The organism is Exiguobacterium sp. s166 (assembly GCF_018618855.1).
Taxonomy (GTDB): domain Bacteria; phylum Bacillota; class Bacilli; order Exiguobacteriales; family Exiguobacteriaceae; genus Exiguobacterium_A.
Genome location: NZ_JACSMU010000001.1, coordinates 652,026 through 666,436, shown reverse-complemented (window position 1 = coordinate 666,436; position 14,411 = coordinate 652,026). Strand labels below are relative to the sequence as shown.

12 protein-coding genes are annotated in these 14,411 nt (G+C 49.8%); 11 read left to right on the top strand and 1 reads right to left on the bottom strand.

What is annotated here, in order from left to right; translation table 11 throughout:
• Positions 1-50 precede the first annotated feature (50 nt).
• The 5 genes from KNP93_RS03340 to KNP93_RS03320 all read left to right on the top strand — a co-directional run bounded on the left by KNP93_RS03340 (position 51) and on the right by KNP93_RS03320 (position 8,859).
• The gene (locus KNP93_RS03340; RefSeq protein ID WP_131502201.1) at positions 51-1,472 is read left to right on the top strand and encodes a S41 family peptidase; all 1,422 of its coding nucleotides are present in this window, start codon (positions 51-53) and stop codon (positions 1,470-1,472) included.
• 19 nt (positions 1,473-1,491) lie between these two features.
• Positions 1,492-2,655, top strand: a complete 1,164-nt coding sequence (locus KNP93_RS03335) for a PDZ domain-containing protein (protein ID WP_214853115.1) — start codon at positions 1,492-1,494, stop codon at positions 2,653-2,655.
• Between the two features lie 167 nt (positions 2,656-2,822).
• Positions 2,823-4,790: an excinuclease ABC subunit UvrB gene (gene uvrB, locus KNP93_RS03330; protein WP_370528945.1), complete on the top strand. Its 1,968-nt coding sequence runs from the start codon at positions 2,823-2,825 to the stop codon at positions 4,788-4,790.
• 1 nt (position 4,791) lies between these two features.
• Positions 4,792-7,647 carry an excinuclease ABC subunit UvrA gene (uvrA, locus tag KNP93_RS03325; RefSeq protein WP_131502199.1) on the top strand — a complete coding sequence of 952 codons (2,856 nt, stop codon included), beginning with the start codon at positions 4,792-4,794 and terminating at the stop codon, positions 7,645-7,647.
• Between the two features lie 108 nt (positions 7,648-7,755).
• Positions 7,756-8,859, top strand: a complete 1,104-nt coding sequence (locus KNP93_RS03320) for a DUF4097 family beta strand repeat-containing protein (RefSeq protein WP_131972311.1) — start codon at positions 7,756-7,758, stop codon at positions 8,857-8,859.
• Between the two features lie 106 nt (positions 8,860-8,965).
• Here the strand turns inward: KNP93_RS03320 and KNP93_RS03315 are convergent, their stop codons facing one another.
• Positions 8,966-9,358, bottom strand: coding sequence for a hypothetical protein (locus KNP93_RS03315; protein WP_131502197.1), 393 nt, complete (start codon positions 9,356-9,358; stop codon positions 8,966-8,968).
• A gap of 119 nt (positions 9,359-9,477) precedes the next feature.
• Here KNP93_RS03315 and hprK point away from each other — a divergent pair, with 119 nt between their 5' ends.
• The 6 genes from hprK (at position 9,478) to KNP93_RS03285 (ending at position 14,364) form a co-directional block, all read left to right on the top strand.
• Positions 9,478-10,413, top strand: coding sequence for an HPr(Ser) kinase/phosphatase (hprK, locus tag KNP93_RS03310; protein ID WP_012371278.1), 936 nt, complete (start codon positions 9,478-9,480; stop codon positions 10,411-10,413).
• Positions 10,413-11,246, top strand: coding sequence for a prolipoprotein diacylglyceryl transferase (lgt, locus tag KNP93_RS03305; RefSeq protein WP_131502196.1), 834 nt, complete (start codon positions 10,413-10,415; stop codon positions 11,244-11,246). The genes hprK and lgt overlap by 1 nt, the downstream gene beginning before the upstream one ends.
• Before the next feature lie 4 nt (positions 11,247-11,250).
• Entirely contained in the window at positions 11,251-11,907 is a 657-nt protein-coding gene (gene ppaX / locus KNP93_RS03300) for a pyrophosphatase PpaX (protein WP_214853113.1), read from the top strand.
• Complete coding sequence (locus tag KNP93_RS03295; protein WP_131972312.1) at positions 11,891-12,373, top strand: acyltransferase; 483 nt, start codon at positions 11,891-11,893, stop codon at positions 12,371-12,373. Before ppaX ends, KNP93_RS03295 begins: the two co-directional genes overlap by 17 nt.
• Before the next feature lie 29 nt (positions 12,374-12,402).
• Positions 12,403-12,783 carry a sporulation phosphorelay system protein KapB gene (gene kapB, locus KNP93_RS03290; RefSeq protein WP_131972313.1) on the top strand — a complete coding sequence of 127 codons (381 nt, stop codon included), beginning with the start codon at positions 12,403-12,405 and terminating at the stop codon, positions 12,781-12,783.
• Positions 12,784-12,879: 96 nt separating this feature from the next.
• Entirely contained in the window at positions 12,880-14,364 is a 1,485-nt protein-coding gene (locus tag KNP93_RS03285; RefSeq protein ID WP_131502192.1) for a tetratricopeptide repeat protein, read from the top strand.
• Positions 14,365-14,411 lie beyond the last annotated feature (47 nt).

Genomic DNA, 14,411 nt, shown 5'->3' with positions numbered 1-14,411 from the left:
TGCTATACTGAAAAAAATAGCAGGTTTACACCAGAAACGAGGAATTACGCGTGAAAAAATCGACAACGGCCGTCATAGCGGTCAGTACGTTTGGTTTGGGTCTTGGAGCAGGGGCTGTCGGGATGTTAGCGGCAGGTGGAACGGATTCAGTGGCGACGAGTTCTTCGTCTAACGCAACGGGAGATTGGAAAAAGATTGATCAGGTCAGACAGATGATTTCCCAAAATTATCTCGAGGACGTGACGGATCAGGAGTTGCTCGAAGGGGCACTGACGGGAATGACGGAAGTCCTCGAAGATCCCTATTCCGTCTATATGGACGAATCGGAAACGGCATCGTTCAACACGAATTTGTCGTCTTCATTCGAAGGCATCGGTGCGACGCTCGAACAAAAAGGCGAATCGATTGTCATCGTCTCACCGATCAAGGGATCGCCCGCTGAAAAAGCCGGTATCAAACCGGGGGATATTATTTTAGAAATCGACGGTAAATCAACAAAAGGACAGAAAACGGATCAAGCGGTCAAGAAAATCCGCGGCGAAAAAGGGACGAAAGTCGTCTTGACGATTCAACGCGGCGGACAGGATCCGATGAAGATTTCGATCGTCCGCGATACGATTCCGATTGAAACCGTCTATTCGAAGACGGAAAAAGTTAATGGCAAGACGATTGGTGTCCTGCAGGTGACACAATTCTCGGATCCGACGGCAAAAGAGTTCGAGGAACAACTCGCAGCGCTCGAGGAGAAAAACATTGATGGACTTGTCATCGATGTCAGGGGAAATCCGGGCGGCCTGCTGACGGCCGTCTCGCAAATGATTGCGCCGTTCATTCCGAAAGAGACACCGATTTTCCAGGTAGAGGACAACAAAGGGGAGCGGACGCAGGAATTCGGGAAAGCGGACGAGAAGAAACCTTATAAGCTTGTTGTCCTCGAAGACAGCGGATCGGCCTCAGCTTCGGAAATTCTGGCTGCCGGTCTCAAAGAAGGCGCCGGTGCGGAAGTGGTCGGAACGAAGTCATTCGGGAAAGGAATCGTCCAAAGTGCCTATGATTTAAAAGACGGCAGTGATTTGAAGCTGACGACGAACAAATGGCTGACTCCGGACGGAAACTGGATTCATAAAAAAGGGGTCAAGCCGACGGTCGAAGTCAAGCAGCCAGATTACTTTAATGTGACGAAGATTCTAACCGATGACAAGACACTTGCGACTGGGGATTACGGCAAAGCCGTCGAAAACGCGCACCTGGTCCTCGAAGCAATCGGCTTCGATCCAAAAGGGCAGGACGGTTACTATGGCGATACGATGAAGCAGGCCGTCGAGCGTCTTCAAAAAGAAGCGAAACTCGAAGTGACCGGTAAAATCGATCAAGTGACGGCGTCCGAAATGGAAACCCGTCTCCTGAAGAAACTGGAAGATGAAAAAAATGATGTTCAGCGCATCAAAGCGCTGGACGTCGCGGCACAATAACTCACAGAAAGAGGTCTGAATGAGCGTGGAATTACTCGATGGATTCGGTTGGACAGTGATTAGTCTCTTCGCTAGTCCAATCTTGTGGTTAGCAATTCTAGTCAGTTTTTTACTCAGTATGCGACGTATCAAACGCGAACGGAATCTGTTCCGGTCACGCACGCGTAGCAAGCGGACCGATGTCTTCGAAACGCTTATTCCAGGCTTCGTCGTTGGTCTTGTCTTATCCGTCATCAGTGTAAGTCTGACATTGACGGTCTCGTCAGAGTTTCTGATCGCCTTCATGGTGTTGACGTTTTTGATTTTGTTGACGGGTATCATCCGATTCAATTTACCGCTCGGACCGCTTGTCATCCTGGCAGGTCTCACCTGGTTCATGGCGAGTGACCGGATTGACGGTCTCCGTGATGTCAGCGTCAGCGATTGGATGCTGCTTGCGGCCCTGTCGTTAGGCGCCGAATTGCTGTTGCTGATCTGGCGGGGGAAAAAGAATTTATCGCCTTCGCTCGTCTTATCGAAACGGGGACGTTACATCGGCGGGCTGTCGTCCAACAAACTGTGGCTGATTCCGCTCATCGTCTTCGTGCCGGGAAGCAGTTTCGAAGCATTGATCCCGCAATGGTCGTTTCCGGAGTTCGTTCCGATTGTCTTGTTCCTGCCGATCGGCTTCAGTTTCCTCTTTACCGGCCAGTTGCCGGACCAGCTGATCCGTCCCCTGATCCAAGGGCGGCTGATTACGTTCTTGTTGTCCGTCGTGCTCGCAGTAGGCGCATTCCTGACCGGACAGGACATCTGGTTGTACGGGTTGCCGGTCCTGCTCATTATTCACCTGATTCTGCATCAGCGGACGAAACGACTTAACCGGTCCCAGACCCCGTTGTTCCTGAACGGTAAACGTGGCGTCGTCATTCTCGGCACATTACCGGAGAAACCGGCTTCCGAGATGGGGCTTGTTCCGGGTGAAGCAATCTATAAAGTCAACGGGGAGTTCGTCGAGTCGGAGAAATCATTTTATGAAGCGATTCAAAAACATAAACCGTACCTGCGTCTCGAAGTCATGAACCATAACGGAGACGTCCGGTTCGCACAGCGGGCCTTTTATGAACAGGATCATCACGATCTCGGGATTTTGTTCGTCAGTGAGCCCGGTAATAAACGGACGAAAATCCGGACGCTTCAGTGATTCAAAATCAAAATCCAGCTCAAAAAACAGTTCAGCCTACGGGCTGGACTTTTTCTTTTGGCGAAAAACGGGTAACTTCTAAGAGGAGCACTTCAAAGTCGAATGTTTGTTCGTAAAGTGGTACAATAAAAATAGATTTTGTGAACTGGATGAGGGGGAAGAATACGATGGATTTTGAGTTAGTATCACCATTTGAACCGGGTGGCGATCAGCCGGAAGCGATTAAAAAATTGATTGCAGGCGTCAAGAAAGGTGAACGCCATCAGACGTTGCTCGGCGCGACAGGGACAGGGAAAACCTTTACCGTCTCGAACGTCATCAAAGAGATTAAGAAGCCGACGCTGGTCTTGGCACACAATAAGACGCTTGCCGGTCAGCTGTATTCGGAGTTCAAAGAGTTCTTCCCAAATAACGCGGTCGAATATTTCGTCAGCTTTTATGATTACTACCAACCGGAAGCCTATGTGCCGTCGACGGATACGTTCATCGAAAAAGATTCATCGATCAACGATGAGATTGACAAGCTGCGTCACTCGGCGACATCTTCCTTGTTCGAACGGGAAGACGTCCTGATTGTCGCGTCGGTGTCGTGTATCTATGGTCTCGGTAATCCGGAAGAGTACAACAACCACGTGCTGTCGTTGCGTGTCGGAAACGAGATGGGACGAAACGAGATGTTGCGTCGTCTGATCGACATTCAATATGAACGAAATGATATCGACTTCCAGCGCGGGCGGTTCCGTGTTCGGGGTGATGTTGTTGAAATCTTCCCGGCGTCCCGCGATGAACAGTGTGTCCGGATCGAATTTTTCGGAGATGAGATTGAACGGATTCGTGATATGGATCCATTGACAGGGGAAATCATTGCCGACCGGGAACACATTTCGATTTTCCCGGCATCCCACTTCGTGACGGGGGATACCCGTCTGCAAAAAGCGATTACGAACATTGAGGCTGAGCTCGAAACGCAACTCGCGAAGATGCGTGAAGACGGCATGTTGCTTGAAGCCCAGCGTCTCGAACAACGGACGAACTACGATCTCGAGATGATGCGTGAAATGGGCTACTGTTCCGGGATTGAAAACTATTCCCGTCACTTGAACTTAATGCCACCGGGCTCGACACCGTATACGCTGATCGACTATTTCCCGAAAGACTTCTTACTCGTTGCCGATGAGTCGCACGTCACATTGCCGCAAATCCGCGGTATGTATAACGGGGACCAGGCGCGGAAACAAGTCCTCGTCGATCACGGTTTCCGTCTGCCGTCGGCGAAGGATAACCGACCGCTCCGGTTCGAGGAGTTCGAAGAGAAGGTCAGCCAGGCGATCTATATCTCGGCGACACCGGGTCCTTACGAAATCGAACATACAAAAGAGATGGTCGAACAGATCATCCGGCCAACCGGACTGGTCGACCCGACGATCGAGATTCATCCGATCACGGGACAAATCGACTACTTGATGGATAACATCCGTGAGCGTGTCGCGAAAAATGAACGGGTTCTCGTGACGACGCTGACGAAAAAAATGTCGGAAGACTTGACGGACTACCTGAAAGAACATGGCGTCAAGGTCAACTATATGCACTCGGAAATCAAGACCCTCGAACGGATTGAAATCATCCGCGATCTGCGGCTCGGCAAATACGATGTCCTTGTCGGGATTAACCTGTTGCGGGAAGGACTTGATATTCCGGAAGTCTCGCTCGTAACGATTCTCGATGCCGATAAAGAAGGATTCCTGCGGTCGGAACGGTCGCTGATTCAGACGATCGGCCGGGCCGCAAGGAACTCGGAGGGACACGTCATTCTCTTTGCCGATAAGATGACCGACTCGATGCAGCGGGCCATTGATGAAACGGAACGGCGGCGCAACATTCAGCTCGCCTTTAATAAAGAACACGGTATTACGCCGAAAACGATTCAAAAAGATGTCCGGGGTGTCATCAGTACGACGATTGAGAATGATGATACCGTCGAAAAACTCGAGAAGTTCAACAAATTGAAAAAACCGGAGCGCGAAACATTGCTCGAACAACTCGATCAAGAGATGCGTCAAGCGGCGAAAGATATGCAGTTTGAACGGGCAGCAGAATTGCGTGACCTTATCTTAGAATTGAAAGCAGGTGCCTAAGTTGGCAGAAAAAAAGAACAAGATCATCATCAAGGGCGCTCGCGTCAATAACTTACAAAACATCGATGTTGAAATCCCGCGCGATCAGCTCGTCGTTCTGACGGGCTTATCAGGATCGGGGAAATCATCGCTCGCTTTCGACACGATTTATGCGGAAGGACAACGGCGTTATGTCGAAAGTCTGTCCGCTTACGCCCGTCAGTTTTTAGGTCAGATGGACAAACCGGATGTCGATGCGATTGAAGGACTTAGTCCGGCCATTTCAATCGACCAAAAGACGACGAGTAAAAACCCGCGTTCGACTGTCGGGACGGTCACGGAAATCTATGACTATCTCCGCCTGCTCTATGCACGGATCGGGAAACCAATCTGTCCGAATCACGGCATTGAAATTTCGAGCCAGACGATCAGTCAGATGGTCGACCAAGTGATGGAACTGCCGGAACGCAGCCGTCTGCAAATTCTCGCGCCGATCATTTCCGGACGAAAAGGCGCTCATGTCAAAGTCTTCGAAGATTTGAAAAAAGAAGGTTTCGTCCGCGTCCGTGTCGATGGAGAAACGATTGATTTGACGGATGACATCGAACTCGAGAAAAATAAAAAACACTCGATTGAAGTCGTCGTCGACCGGGTCGTTGTCCGTCCGGACGTCGAAGCCCGCCTCGCCGATTCTCTTGAGACGGCACTCCGTCTTGCCGACGGCCGCGTCATCGTAGATACGATGGATGGGAACGAACTGTTGTTCAGCGAACACCATGCCTGCCCGATCTGCGGCTTCTCCATCGGTGAACTTGAACCACGGATGTTCTCGTTCAACTCACCGTTTGGTGCCTGTACGTCATGCGACGGTCTCGGAACGAAACTGGAAGTTGATGTCGATCTCGTCGTGCCGCATCCGGATAAATCGCTCAACGAAGGGGCAATCATTGCCTGGGAACCGACCAGTTCACAGTATTATCCGCAGCTGTTGGCAGCGGTCTGCAGTCACTTCAACATCGATATGGATACGCCGTTCGAACAGTTGTCGGAAGAACACCGCGATATTGTATTAAATGGTAGCAGTAAGGAAGAGATTCAGTTCCGCTATGAAAATGACTTCGGGATGGTTCGGAATACATCGTTATTTTTTGAAGGCGTCTTGAATAACCTGCAACGCCGCTTCAAAGAGACGTCATCGGACTACATCCGTGAACAGATGGAAGGATATATGGCGAAAAAAGCTTGTCCGACGTGTAAAGGACACCGCTTGAAACGCGAATCACTTGCGGTCAAAGTGTCAGGGATTCACATCGGTGACGTAACGAAGATGTCCGTCAAACAAGCAGTCGTCTGGTTTGAAGAGTTACCAAGTAAATTATCAGAAAAGGATCAGACAATTTCACGGATGATCGTCCGCGAAATTCATGAACGGTCGTCGTTCCTCGAAAACGTTGGTTTGGATTATCTGACAATCTCGCGTGCTGCCGGAACATTATCCGGTGGGGAAGCGCAACGGATTCGTCTTGCGACGCAAATCGGATCGCGTTTGACAGGCGTTCTCTACGTCCTCGATGAACCGTCAATCGGACTCCACCAACGCGATAACGACCGCCTGATCAATACATTGAAGACGATGCGCGATCTCGGGAATACGTTGATTGTCGTCGAACACGATGAAGATACGATGATGGCGGCGGATTACCTGATTGATATCGGACCGGGAGCCGGCGATCACGGCGGATTCGTCACGGCAGCGGGACGTCCGGAAGAATTGATGCAGGATCCGAACTCGTTGACGGGACAATACCTCTCCGGCAAGAAGTTCATTCCGGTGCCGTCTGAACGGAAACAACCGGACGGTCGGGCCTTACGGATTCATAAAGCATCGGAAAACAATTTGAAAAACGTCGATGTCGACATTCCACTTGGTTTGTTCGTTGCCGTGACCGGAGTATCCGGTTCCGGAAAATCGACATTGATCAATGAGATTCTCTACAAGACGATTGCCCATGAGATGAACCGGGCGAAAGAAAAACCGGGCGCGCACAAAGGCATTTCCGGACTCGATCAAATCGATAAAGTCATCGATATCGACCAGTCTCCGATCGGTCGGACACCGCGTTCGAATCCGGCAACCTACACCGGTGTCTTTGACGATATCCGTGATGTCTTTGCGTCGACGAATGAAGCAAAACTCCGCGGTTACAAAAAAGGCCGTTTCAGTTTCAATATCAAAGGCGGACGTTGTGAAGCCTGCCGCGGCGACGGAATCATCAAGATCGAGATGCACTTCCTGCCGGATGTTTACGTGCCGTGTGAAATCTGTCACGGGAAACGCTACAACCGTGAAACCCTGGAAGTGAAATATAAAGGCAAGACGATTGCTGATGTCCTTGAGATGACAGTCGAAGATGCGTTGGAATTCTTTGAAAAGATTCCGAAAATCAGCCGCAAACTGCAGACGATTGCCGACGTTGGTCTGACGTACATGCGTCTCGGACAACCGGCGACGGAACTGTCCGGCGGAGAAGCACAACGGGTCAAGCTGGCATCGGAACTGCATAAACGGTCGACCGGGAAAACGATTTATATTCTCGATGAACCGACGACAGGGCTGCACGTCCACGATATCGCCCGGTTGCTGAAAGTCTTGCAACGACTCGTCGACAACGGAGACACGGTGCTCGTCATCGAACACAACCTGGATGTCATCAAAACAGCCGACTATTTGATCGATCTCGGACCAGAGGGCGGAGACGGTGGCGGGAAGATTGTCGCGACCGGAACACCGGAAGAAATCGCAGCAGTCAAGGAATCCTATACAGGTCATTACCTCGCTCCTGTTCTTGAACGAGACGCTGCCCGAATCGAATCGTGAAACTTTTTTGATTCAGGAATCGTAAAAAGGGAAGTAAGGAAAGTAGAACGAAGTAAATAAGCAAGTCACATCGATTAACGTGTACCAGATCAGAGGAGGGAAATATTGATGAAGCAAGATATGCGCCAACTGATACTTGAACAGGTGAAAGAAGGAAAGCTGACGATTGACGAAGCGCTCGACAAACTCGAACGGCTTGAAGCAATCGATCAGAACCCGTCGTCGGCAAGTCAGCATAAATATGTGGATGAACCGGAACAATACGACCGGGTCGATCATTATACGGTCGATTCTTTGACAACAAAGGTCATGTCAGCTTTTGACGGCCTCGTCAACCGGATCAAAGAGAGTGACTTGTCACTCAACCAAACATCCGGACCGAACGTCACGTACGTCAAACAATTCCCGTTCAGTGGTGAGACGATTCATTTGGATTTATTTAATGCCAATGCCATCGTTGAGCCCGGTGACCTGGAAGAGTGTGAGTTGACCGTTACCGGTCGCCCGCTCCGTCAAGTTAACGAAGAACAGGCACTGGAGCAACTGCAAGCAGCACTTCAGCACTCTGTCTCTGCGAATACGTTATCGATTCGTTTAAAAGATAAACGTGTTCGGGCGACGGTTCATTTGAAGATTCCGCGCCGTCACTATGAATCATTGATCTTGCAGACGTTAAACGGGGAAGTGACGTTATCGTCACTCGATGCGACGTCGGTGCAACTGATGACAGCAAACGGACGGATCCATGTCCGCGACCTGTTCAGTGAAGAAGTGAAGACATCAACAGCCAACGGTTCGATTGAAATCGAAGAATCGGAAATCAAGTCGTTAAAAGCGAAGACAGCCAATGGTCAAATCATCGCAACCGGTGTATTTGAACGGTCTGAGCTGAAGACGGCGAACGGAAACGTCCGGTGTGAACTGAAGACGGTTCAGGATGCGAAGATTCAGGCCTCATCGCTTGCGGGAAGTATCGCCTTGATGTTACCGCATGGTGCGGAAGTCTACGGTGAACTGGAAACGAACTTTGGCGGATTGAACTGTAACCTGGATGAGATGGAATTGATTCGTGATCAAAAAGAAGTCGTCAACCGGAAACTCCACTTCCTGTCAGGTCGTGGACGGACGCCAAAGATTGAAGTCGCTGCCGATACGAAGACGGGTACGATTTCAGTCACACACGGTGTTCATTTGAGCCCTCAAACCCTATAAAGTGATCCCTGCCCCTGAATCAATCGGGAGGCAGGGATTTTTTTGCCGAAAAAAGACGACCCGCTATCAAAGGATAGGGAGTCGCCGAGTCAAAAAGTGATACTCATTAATAATCGTAATCCTGATCCATCATCGGATCGTCAAAATTCATGTTTTCGAAATTGTTCATGTCATAACCAAACGAGAGCAATGCGATGACACCGATGATGCCGAGGACGATCGAAAGAACGATCAATCCGATTCCCATCCAACTCTTCCGGCGTGAGCGGTTCCAATAGAAAATGATAGCCAAAATGTACGAGATAAATGAACCGCTGATAAAGATTCCGATAATCGAGATGATGAAGAACAGTAATGCTGTTTGATCCTGATTGCGCGAGTAAGCTTTCCACATGTCGATCAGTGCGATGATAAGGTAAACAAAGCCGACGATGGCAAGAATACCGAATAAAATCATGATGATGATGAAACCTATGCCACTGCCTGAAGCGTCCATCATAATATCCCTCCTTTTTATGTTATCTGTAATCCATTCCCAAGATCGTCCACTTCTAATCGAATTCCTTGATTTCCGTAAAAATATGGTACAATACTTCAAGTGAAAGGGGCTGATTGAGCGTGCAACCAAAAGTGCGAACAGCTGAAATCGTAAAGCAATTCAATTTAAAAATCGTCACCGGAGAAGAGGGCTTACACCGTCCGATTCTGACGGCTGATCTTTGTCGACCGGGTCTTGTCCTCGCCGGGTATTATGCCTATTATCCAGCAGAACGTCTCCAGATTCTCGGAAAAACGGAATTGACGTTTTTCAACAACTTGACGTATGAAGAACAGCTCGAACGGGCGAATGTTCTCTGTACGGATGAAACACCGGGAATATTGATTACACGTGGTTTTGATGTGCCTGAAGCGATCGTCAAAGCAGCGGACGAAACGAACGTCCCGCTTTTGACGACGAAGGGACATACGACATCGGTCGAATCGCAAATCACGAACTTCCTCGAAGCGGAACTGGCACCAACGACCGCGATGCACGGCGTGCTCGTCGACATATACGGCGTCGGTGTCTTCATCAAAGGGGCAAGCGGCGTCGGGAAATCCGAGACGGCACTTGAACTCGTCAAACGGGGACATCGTTTGGTCGCCGATGATTCGGTTGAGATTCGTCAAACCGGTGACGGAATCCTTGTCGGGACGGCTCCGAAATTGATTCAGCATCTGCTTGAAATCCGCGGAATCGGCATCATCGATGTCATGACGTTATTCGGTGCCGGTGCCGTTCGTTCGCACAAGAAAATCAGCCTCGTCTGTAATTTGGAAATTTGGGATCAGGCGAAAGTCTACGATCGGGTAGGACTGGACCAGGAAACACTGCAAATCATCGATACGGAAATCCCGTTCTTGACGATTCCGGTTCGTCCCGGACGAAACTTAGCCGTCATTATCGAGGTAGCCGCGATGAACTACCGTCTGAAAAATATGGGCATCAACACAGCAGAAGAGTTTGCGGGACGTCTCGCGCAAGCGATTGAAGATGGGAACGGTGGTCTTTGATGGGAACATTAGCGAGTGTCCAACCGACGTTTGATCGGGTAGCCATCGAACTGGGCCCGATTCCGATTTACTGGTACGGGATCGTCATCGCGCTTGGCGCTGTCGTCGGTCTGATGATTGCGATTTTTGAATCCAAACGGATTGGCTTTAACGAAGAGTATGCCGTCGACGTTGTCATCTGGTCGATTCCGATCAGTATCATCTGTGCCCGTATTTATTATGTCGCGTTTGAATGGGATTATTATGGTCAGAATCTTGATCAAATCATCAACATCCGCCAGGGCGGGATTGCGATTCATGGTGCGATCATCGGTGCGATTTTGACCGTTCTGATTTATACGCGCAAGAAAAACATCTCGTTTTGGCAAATTGCTGATATTTTGGCGCCGTCGCTGTTATTCGGACAAGCGGTCGGACGCTGGGGGAACTTCTTTAACCAGGAAGCCCACGGCGGAGAAACGACATGGACATTCCTGCAGGATACGTTGCACTTACCGGACTGGATCGTCAATCAGATGTACATCGACGGTGTCTATTACATTCCGACGTTCTTATATGAAAGTATCTGGAACATAATCGGTGTCATCTTATTGATCGTTTGGCGGATGAAGTTCAACCCGCGCCGCGGTTATGTGTTCCTCGGTTACCTGATTTGGTATTCGATTGGTCGTTTTTACATCGAAGGTTTACGTACGGACAGTTTGATGATGGGAGGCGGACTCCGGACCGCGCAAATCGTCTCGATTTGTTTGATTGTCTTTGGTCTGATCATGCTATTCGTTCGTAAAAATGCTGTCCGTTATTTGGACGGAACAAAACGGGAGGCGAAATGAACCGATGATTCAAACGATTCTATTTGATCTCGACGGGACGTTGATTGATACGAACCCGCTCATTCTAAAAAGTTTTGCCCACACGCTCGATTATTACTATCCGGACCGGACGTTTACGGAAGCGGAACTGCTTCCGTTCATCGGACCGACACTGGAAAAGTCGTTTTCGGAAATGGATGCGGACCAGTGGAAAGAGATGGTCGCTTTTTACCGGAGTTACAACATCGCGATGCATGATGCGCTTGTCCTCGAGTATCCGGGGGTGCTGGTCGGATTACGAAAATTGAAGGAACAGGGTTATAAATTAGCGATCGTCACGTCGAAGAGTCGCCGCGTCGCGTTAAAAGGAATCGAACTGTTTGGATTGACGCATCTGTTTGATGCCATCATTGCAGCAGATGATGTGACGGAAGAGAAACCGGCTGTCGAACCGTTTGAAAAGGCGATGGCGTTACTCGGTTCGACCCGGGAAGAAACGATCATGGTCGGCGACAATGATACGGACATCCACGGCGGGAAAAATGCCGGTCTGAAAACCGTTGCTGTCGGCTGGGCCATTAAAGGACGTGCGTATCTCGAAGCATTGCAGCCGGACTTAATCATTGATTCGATGGAACAGTTAAGTGACTGGATCGAGGCCGAAAATGCCACGGCGGACTGACCGGTATTACGTCGGGGCAACGAACCCGCTTTGGCATATGTACCGGACGGTGTCGTTCTTCAAAGTGATGTGGTGTTTTACGATTATCACAATCGGCCGGTTCTCACCATCGCTTCGTTTCAAGAACAGCCTCTACCGGACGTGTATACGGATGAAAATCGGTGACCGGACGGCACTCGCTTTGATGGTCATGCCGGATACGATGTTCCCGGAACGGATTACGATCGGCTCCAATACGATCATCGGATTTAATACGACGATTCTTTGTCACGAATACTTGACGACCGAATACCGGATCGGGAACGTGACGATCGGGAATGATGTGTTGATTGGCGCAAATGTGACGATTTTGCCCGGAGTGACAATCGGGGACGGCGCGATGGTCGGAGCAGGATCCGTCGTCCACCGGGATATTCTGCCCGGCGAACGGGTCTCGAGTCAGCCGCTCCGCCGGCATGAAATGTGACAAAAATGTGAGAAGGAGGAGAGGACGAGATGAATCAAATCCGCTTTACGTACAAAACAGGAAAGTATTTCGGAAGATTATTTGCCGAACGTCCGCAAGGGTTGGTCGTCGAGGTATTGGCCGTCGAGAAACACCCGATTCAAGGTGATCTGCACAATCCGAATCAGGTCGACGTGCCACTCTTCCATGTCCGTACCGCCTTACACCCGCACGAAAAAGTGACGGTCGCCCCCGGTGTCGTCTATGCCTATGAAGGTGAGATTCCGAGCTATGCCGAAAGCCTACGCCAGGCGTATGACAAGGAAGTCGAACGTTTGAATGGACAAAACCCGGAGACGGATGCTTTCGTACAAAAATGCTTGGAGAATTACAAGGAACTGGAATCGATTTATGCGAAACGCTGGGGATAAACCTCGGCGTTTTTTTCTGTTGCAACGGTTTCCGAGATAGGTTATTCTTGTCTCTGCAACTACGAAACTAGATTTAGATCTATGGGGGCTTGAATCATGATGGAATTAACTGAATACAAAGCAGACCCCTTTGCGATTACAACGCGCCAAGCGGAGCTTTTTTATTTCCGCGGACGGAAGGCGCACCGGGAAGGGCGACTGGAAGAGGCGGTCTATCACCTCGACGAAGCGACAACACTTCAGCCGAGTGACATCCGTTACCTTTTACGTTACGCCCGTGTTTTATTCGAGACAGGCGAAATCAATCATGCAAATGATGTCTTGAAACAAGTGCGGACGCTCGACCAGTCAAATACGGAATCCTTGTTTTATTTAGCGAATAACTACGCGCATGTCTCCTTATATGAAGAGGCGAAAAAGTACGCGCTTGAATATTTATCCAGTGCACCAAACGGGAAACACGCAGAGGCATCGGCCGCGCTCGTGGAATTAATCGATCTCGAACAAGAGATGGAAGATGACGATGAGGATGAATTGATTCGTTTACATGCTCAAGCACAACGTCAAATCGATAAAGGGATGCTCTTTGCGGCGCAGGACACATTGGAGTCGTTGATTGCCCAGTATCCGACATTTTGGCCGGCCTATAACAATCTTGCGATCGTCGAGTTTTACCTCGGTGAAAATGATCGTGCGTTTGCTTCACTCGAACAAGTCCTTGATGGAAATCCGGGAAACCTGCATGCTCTCTGTAACACGCTCGTGTTGTTGCATGAGATGGGACAAGATGAAGAAGCACACCGTTTGTCGAACAAACTCGAACACGTCCGCTCTGTGAATCTTGAGACGCGCTATAAGGTCGCTTCAACGCTTGCGATCATCGGTCGCCACGATTTGGCGTACGAAGAACTGAAGTTACTTGAACGTCGCGGCTACCGGGGAGACCCGTTGTTTGGCCACTGGTTGTCGATTTCAGCATTCAAGACGGGACACATCGAAGAAGCGGCTGCGTTCCTTCAATCAGAAGAAGCGCAAGGCATGCGGGAAGAACGGGAAGCTTACGACATCCGTCATAACCTCCAGTTCCGCTCCGCCTTGATCCAGGCCTTGAAGACGGAAGATGATGTCTCGCGGATTTTTACGGCCTTGTTACTCGGCAAGCTGAACGATGAAGAAGCGAAGCTCGCATTATCGATGATGCCGGAAGTGACGGATCATCCGGACGTTTTATTACTGACCGAACAAATCATTCATGAGATGAACGGGGAGCACGAAGTGATCAATGCTCGGATTCAACGTGCCTTGATGACGATCCGTTTGGCGGAACGTTTTGTTTCGGATGAAGAACGAATGAGCCTCGAAGGTGATTTTTACGAACGATTTGCCCGACTCTTCCTGAGCGGTGAGACGTTTGATTCGGTCGAACAGTCGGCTGCGGCCTTGATCTATCTGTTTCACGATGTCCGCGACGGCATGTTGATTGAAGACTGTGCGTCACTCGTTCATGTTTCATTTGATGATACCGCAGCGACGATCCGTTCCTATCAACGCGTTTTGAACCCGGCCCGTGCAAAGTGTTAGACGTTTGTACGATTCTCACCTATACTCAAATTACAACGAAAATACAG

Bases quoted from the DNA above. Each gene is read 5' to 3' on its own strand.
- kapB (WP_131972313.1), top strand. From the start codon at position 12,403: ATGAATCAAATCCGCTTTACGTACAAAACAGGAAAGTATTTCGGAAGA.
- KNP93_RS03295 (WP_131972312.1), top strand. From the start codon at position 11,891: ATGCCACGGCGGACTGACCGGTATTACGTCGGGGCAACGAACCCGCTT.
- KNP93_RS03320 (WP_131972311.1), top strand. From the start codon at position 7,756: ATGAAGCAAGATATGCGCCAACTGATACTTGAACAGGTGAAAGAAGGA.
- lgt (WP_131502196.1), top strand. From the start codon at position 10,413: ATGGGAACATTAGCGAGTGTCCAACCGACGTTTGATCGGGTAGCCATC.
- KNP93_RS03335 (WP_214853115.1), top strand. From the start codon at position 1,492: ATGAGCGTGGAATTACTCGATGGATTCGGTTGGACAGTGATTAGTCTC.
- KNP93_RS03285 (WP_131502192.1), top strand. From the start codon at position 12,880: ATGATGGAATTAACTGAATACAAAGCAGACCCCTTTGCGATTACAACG.
- ppaX (WP_214853113.1), top strand. From the start codon at position 11,251: ATGATTCAAACGATTCTATTTGATCTCGACGGGACGTTGATTGATACG.
- uvrB (WP_370528945.1), top strand. From the start codon at position 2,823: ATGGATTTTGAGTTAGTATCACCATTTGAACCGGGTGGCGATCAGCCG.
- KNP93_RS03315 (WP_131502197.1), bottom strand. From the start codon at position 9,358: ATGATGGACGCTTCAGGCAGTGGCATAGGTTTCATCATCATCATGATT.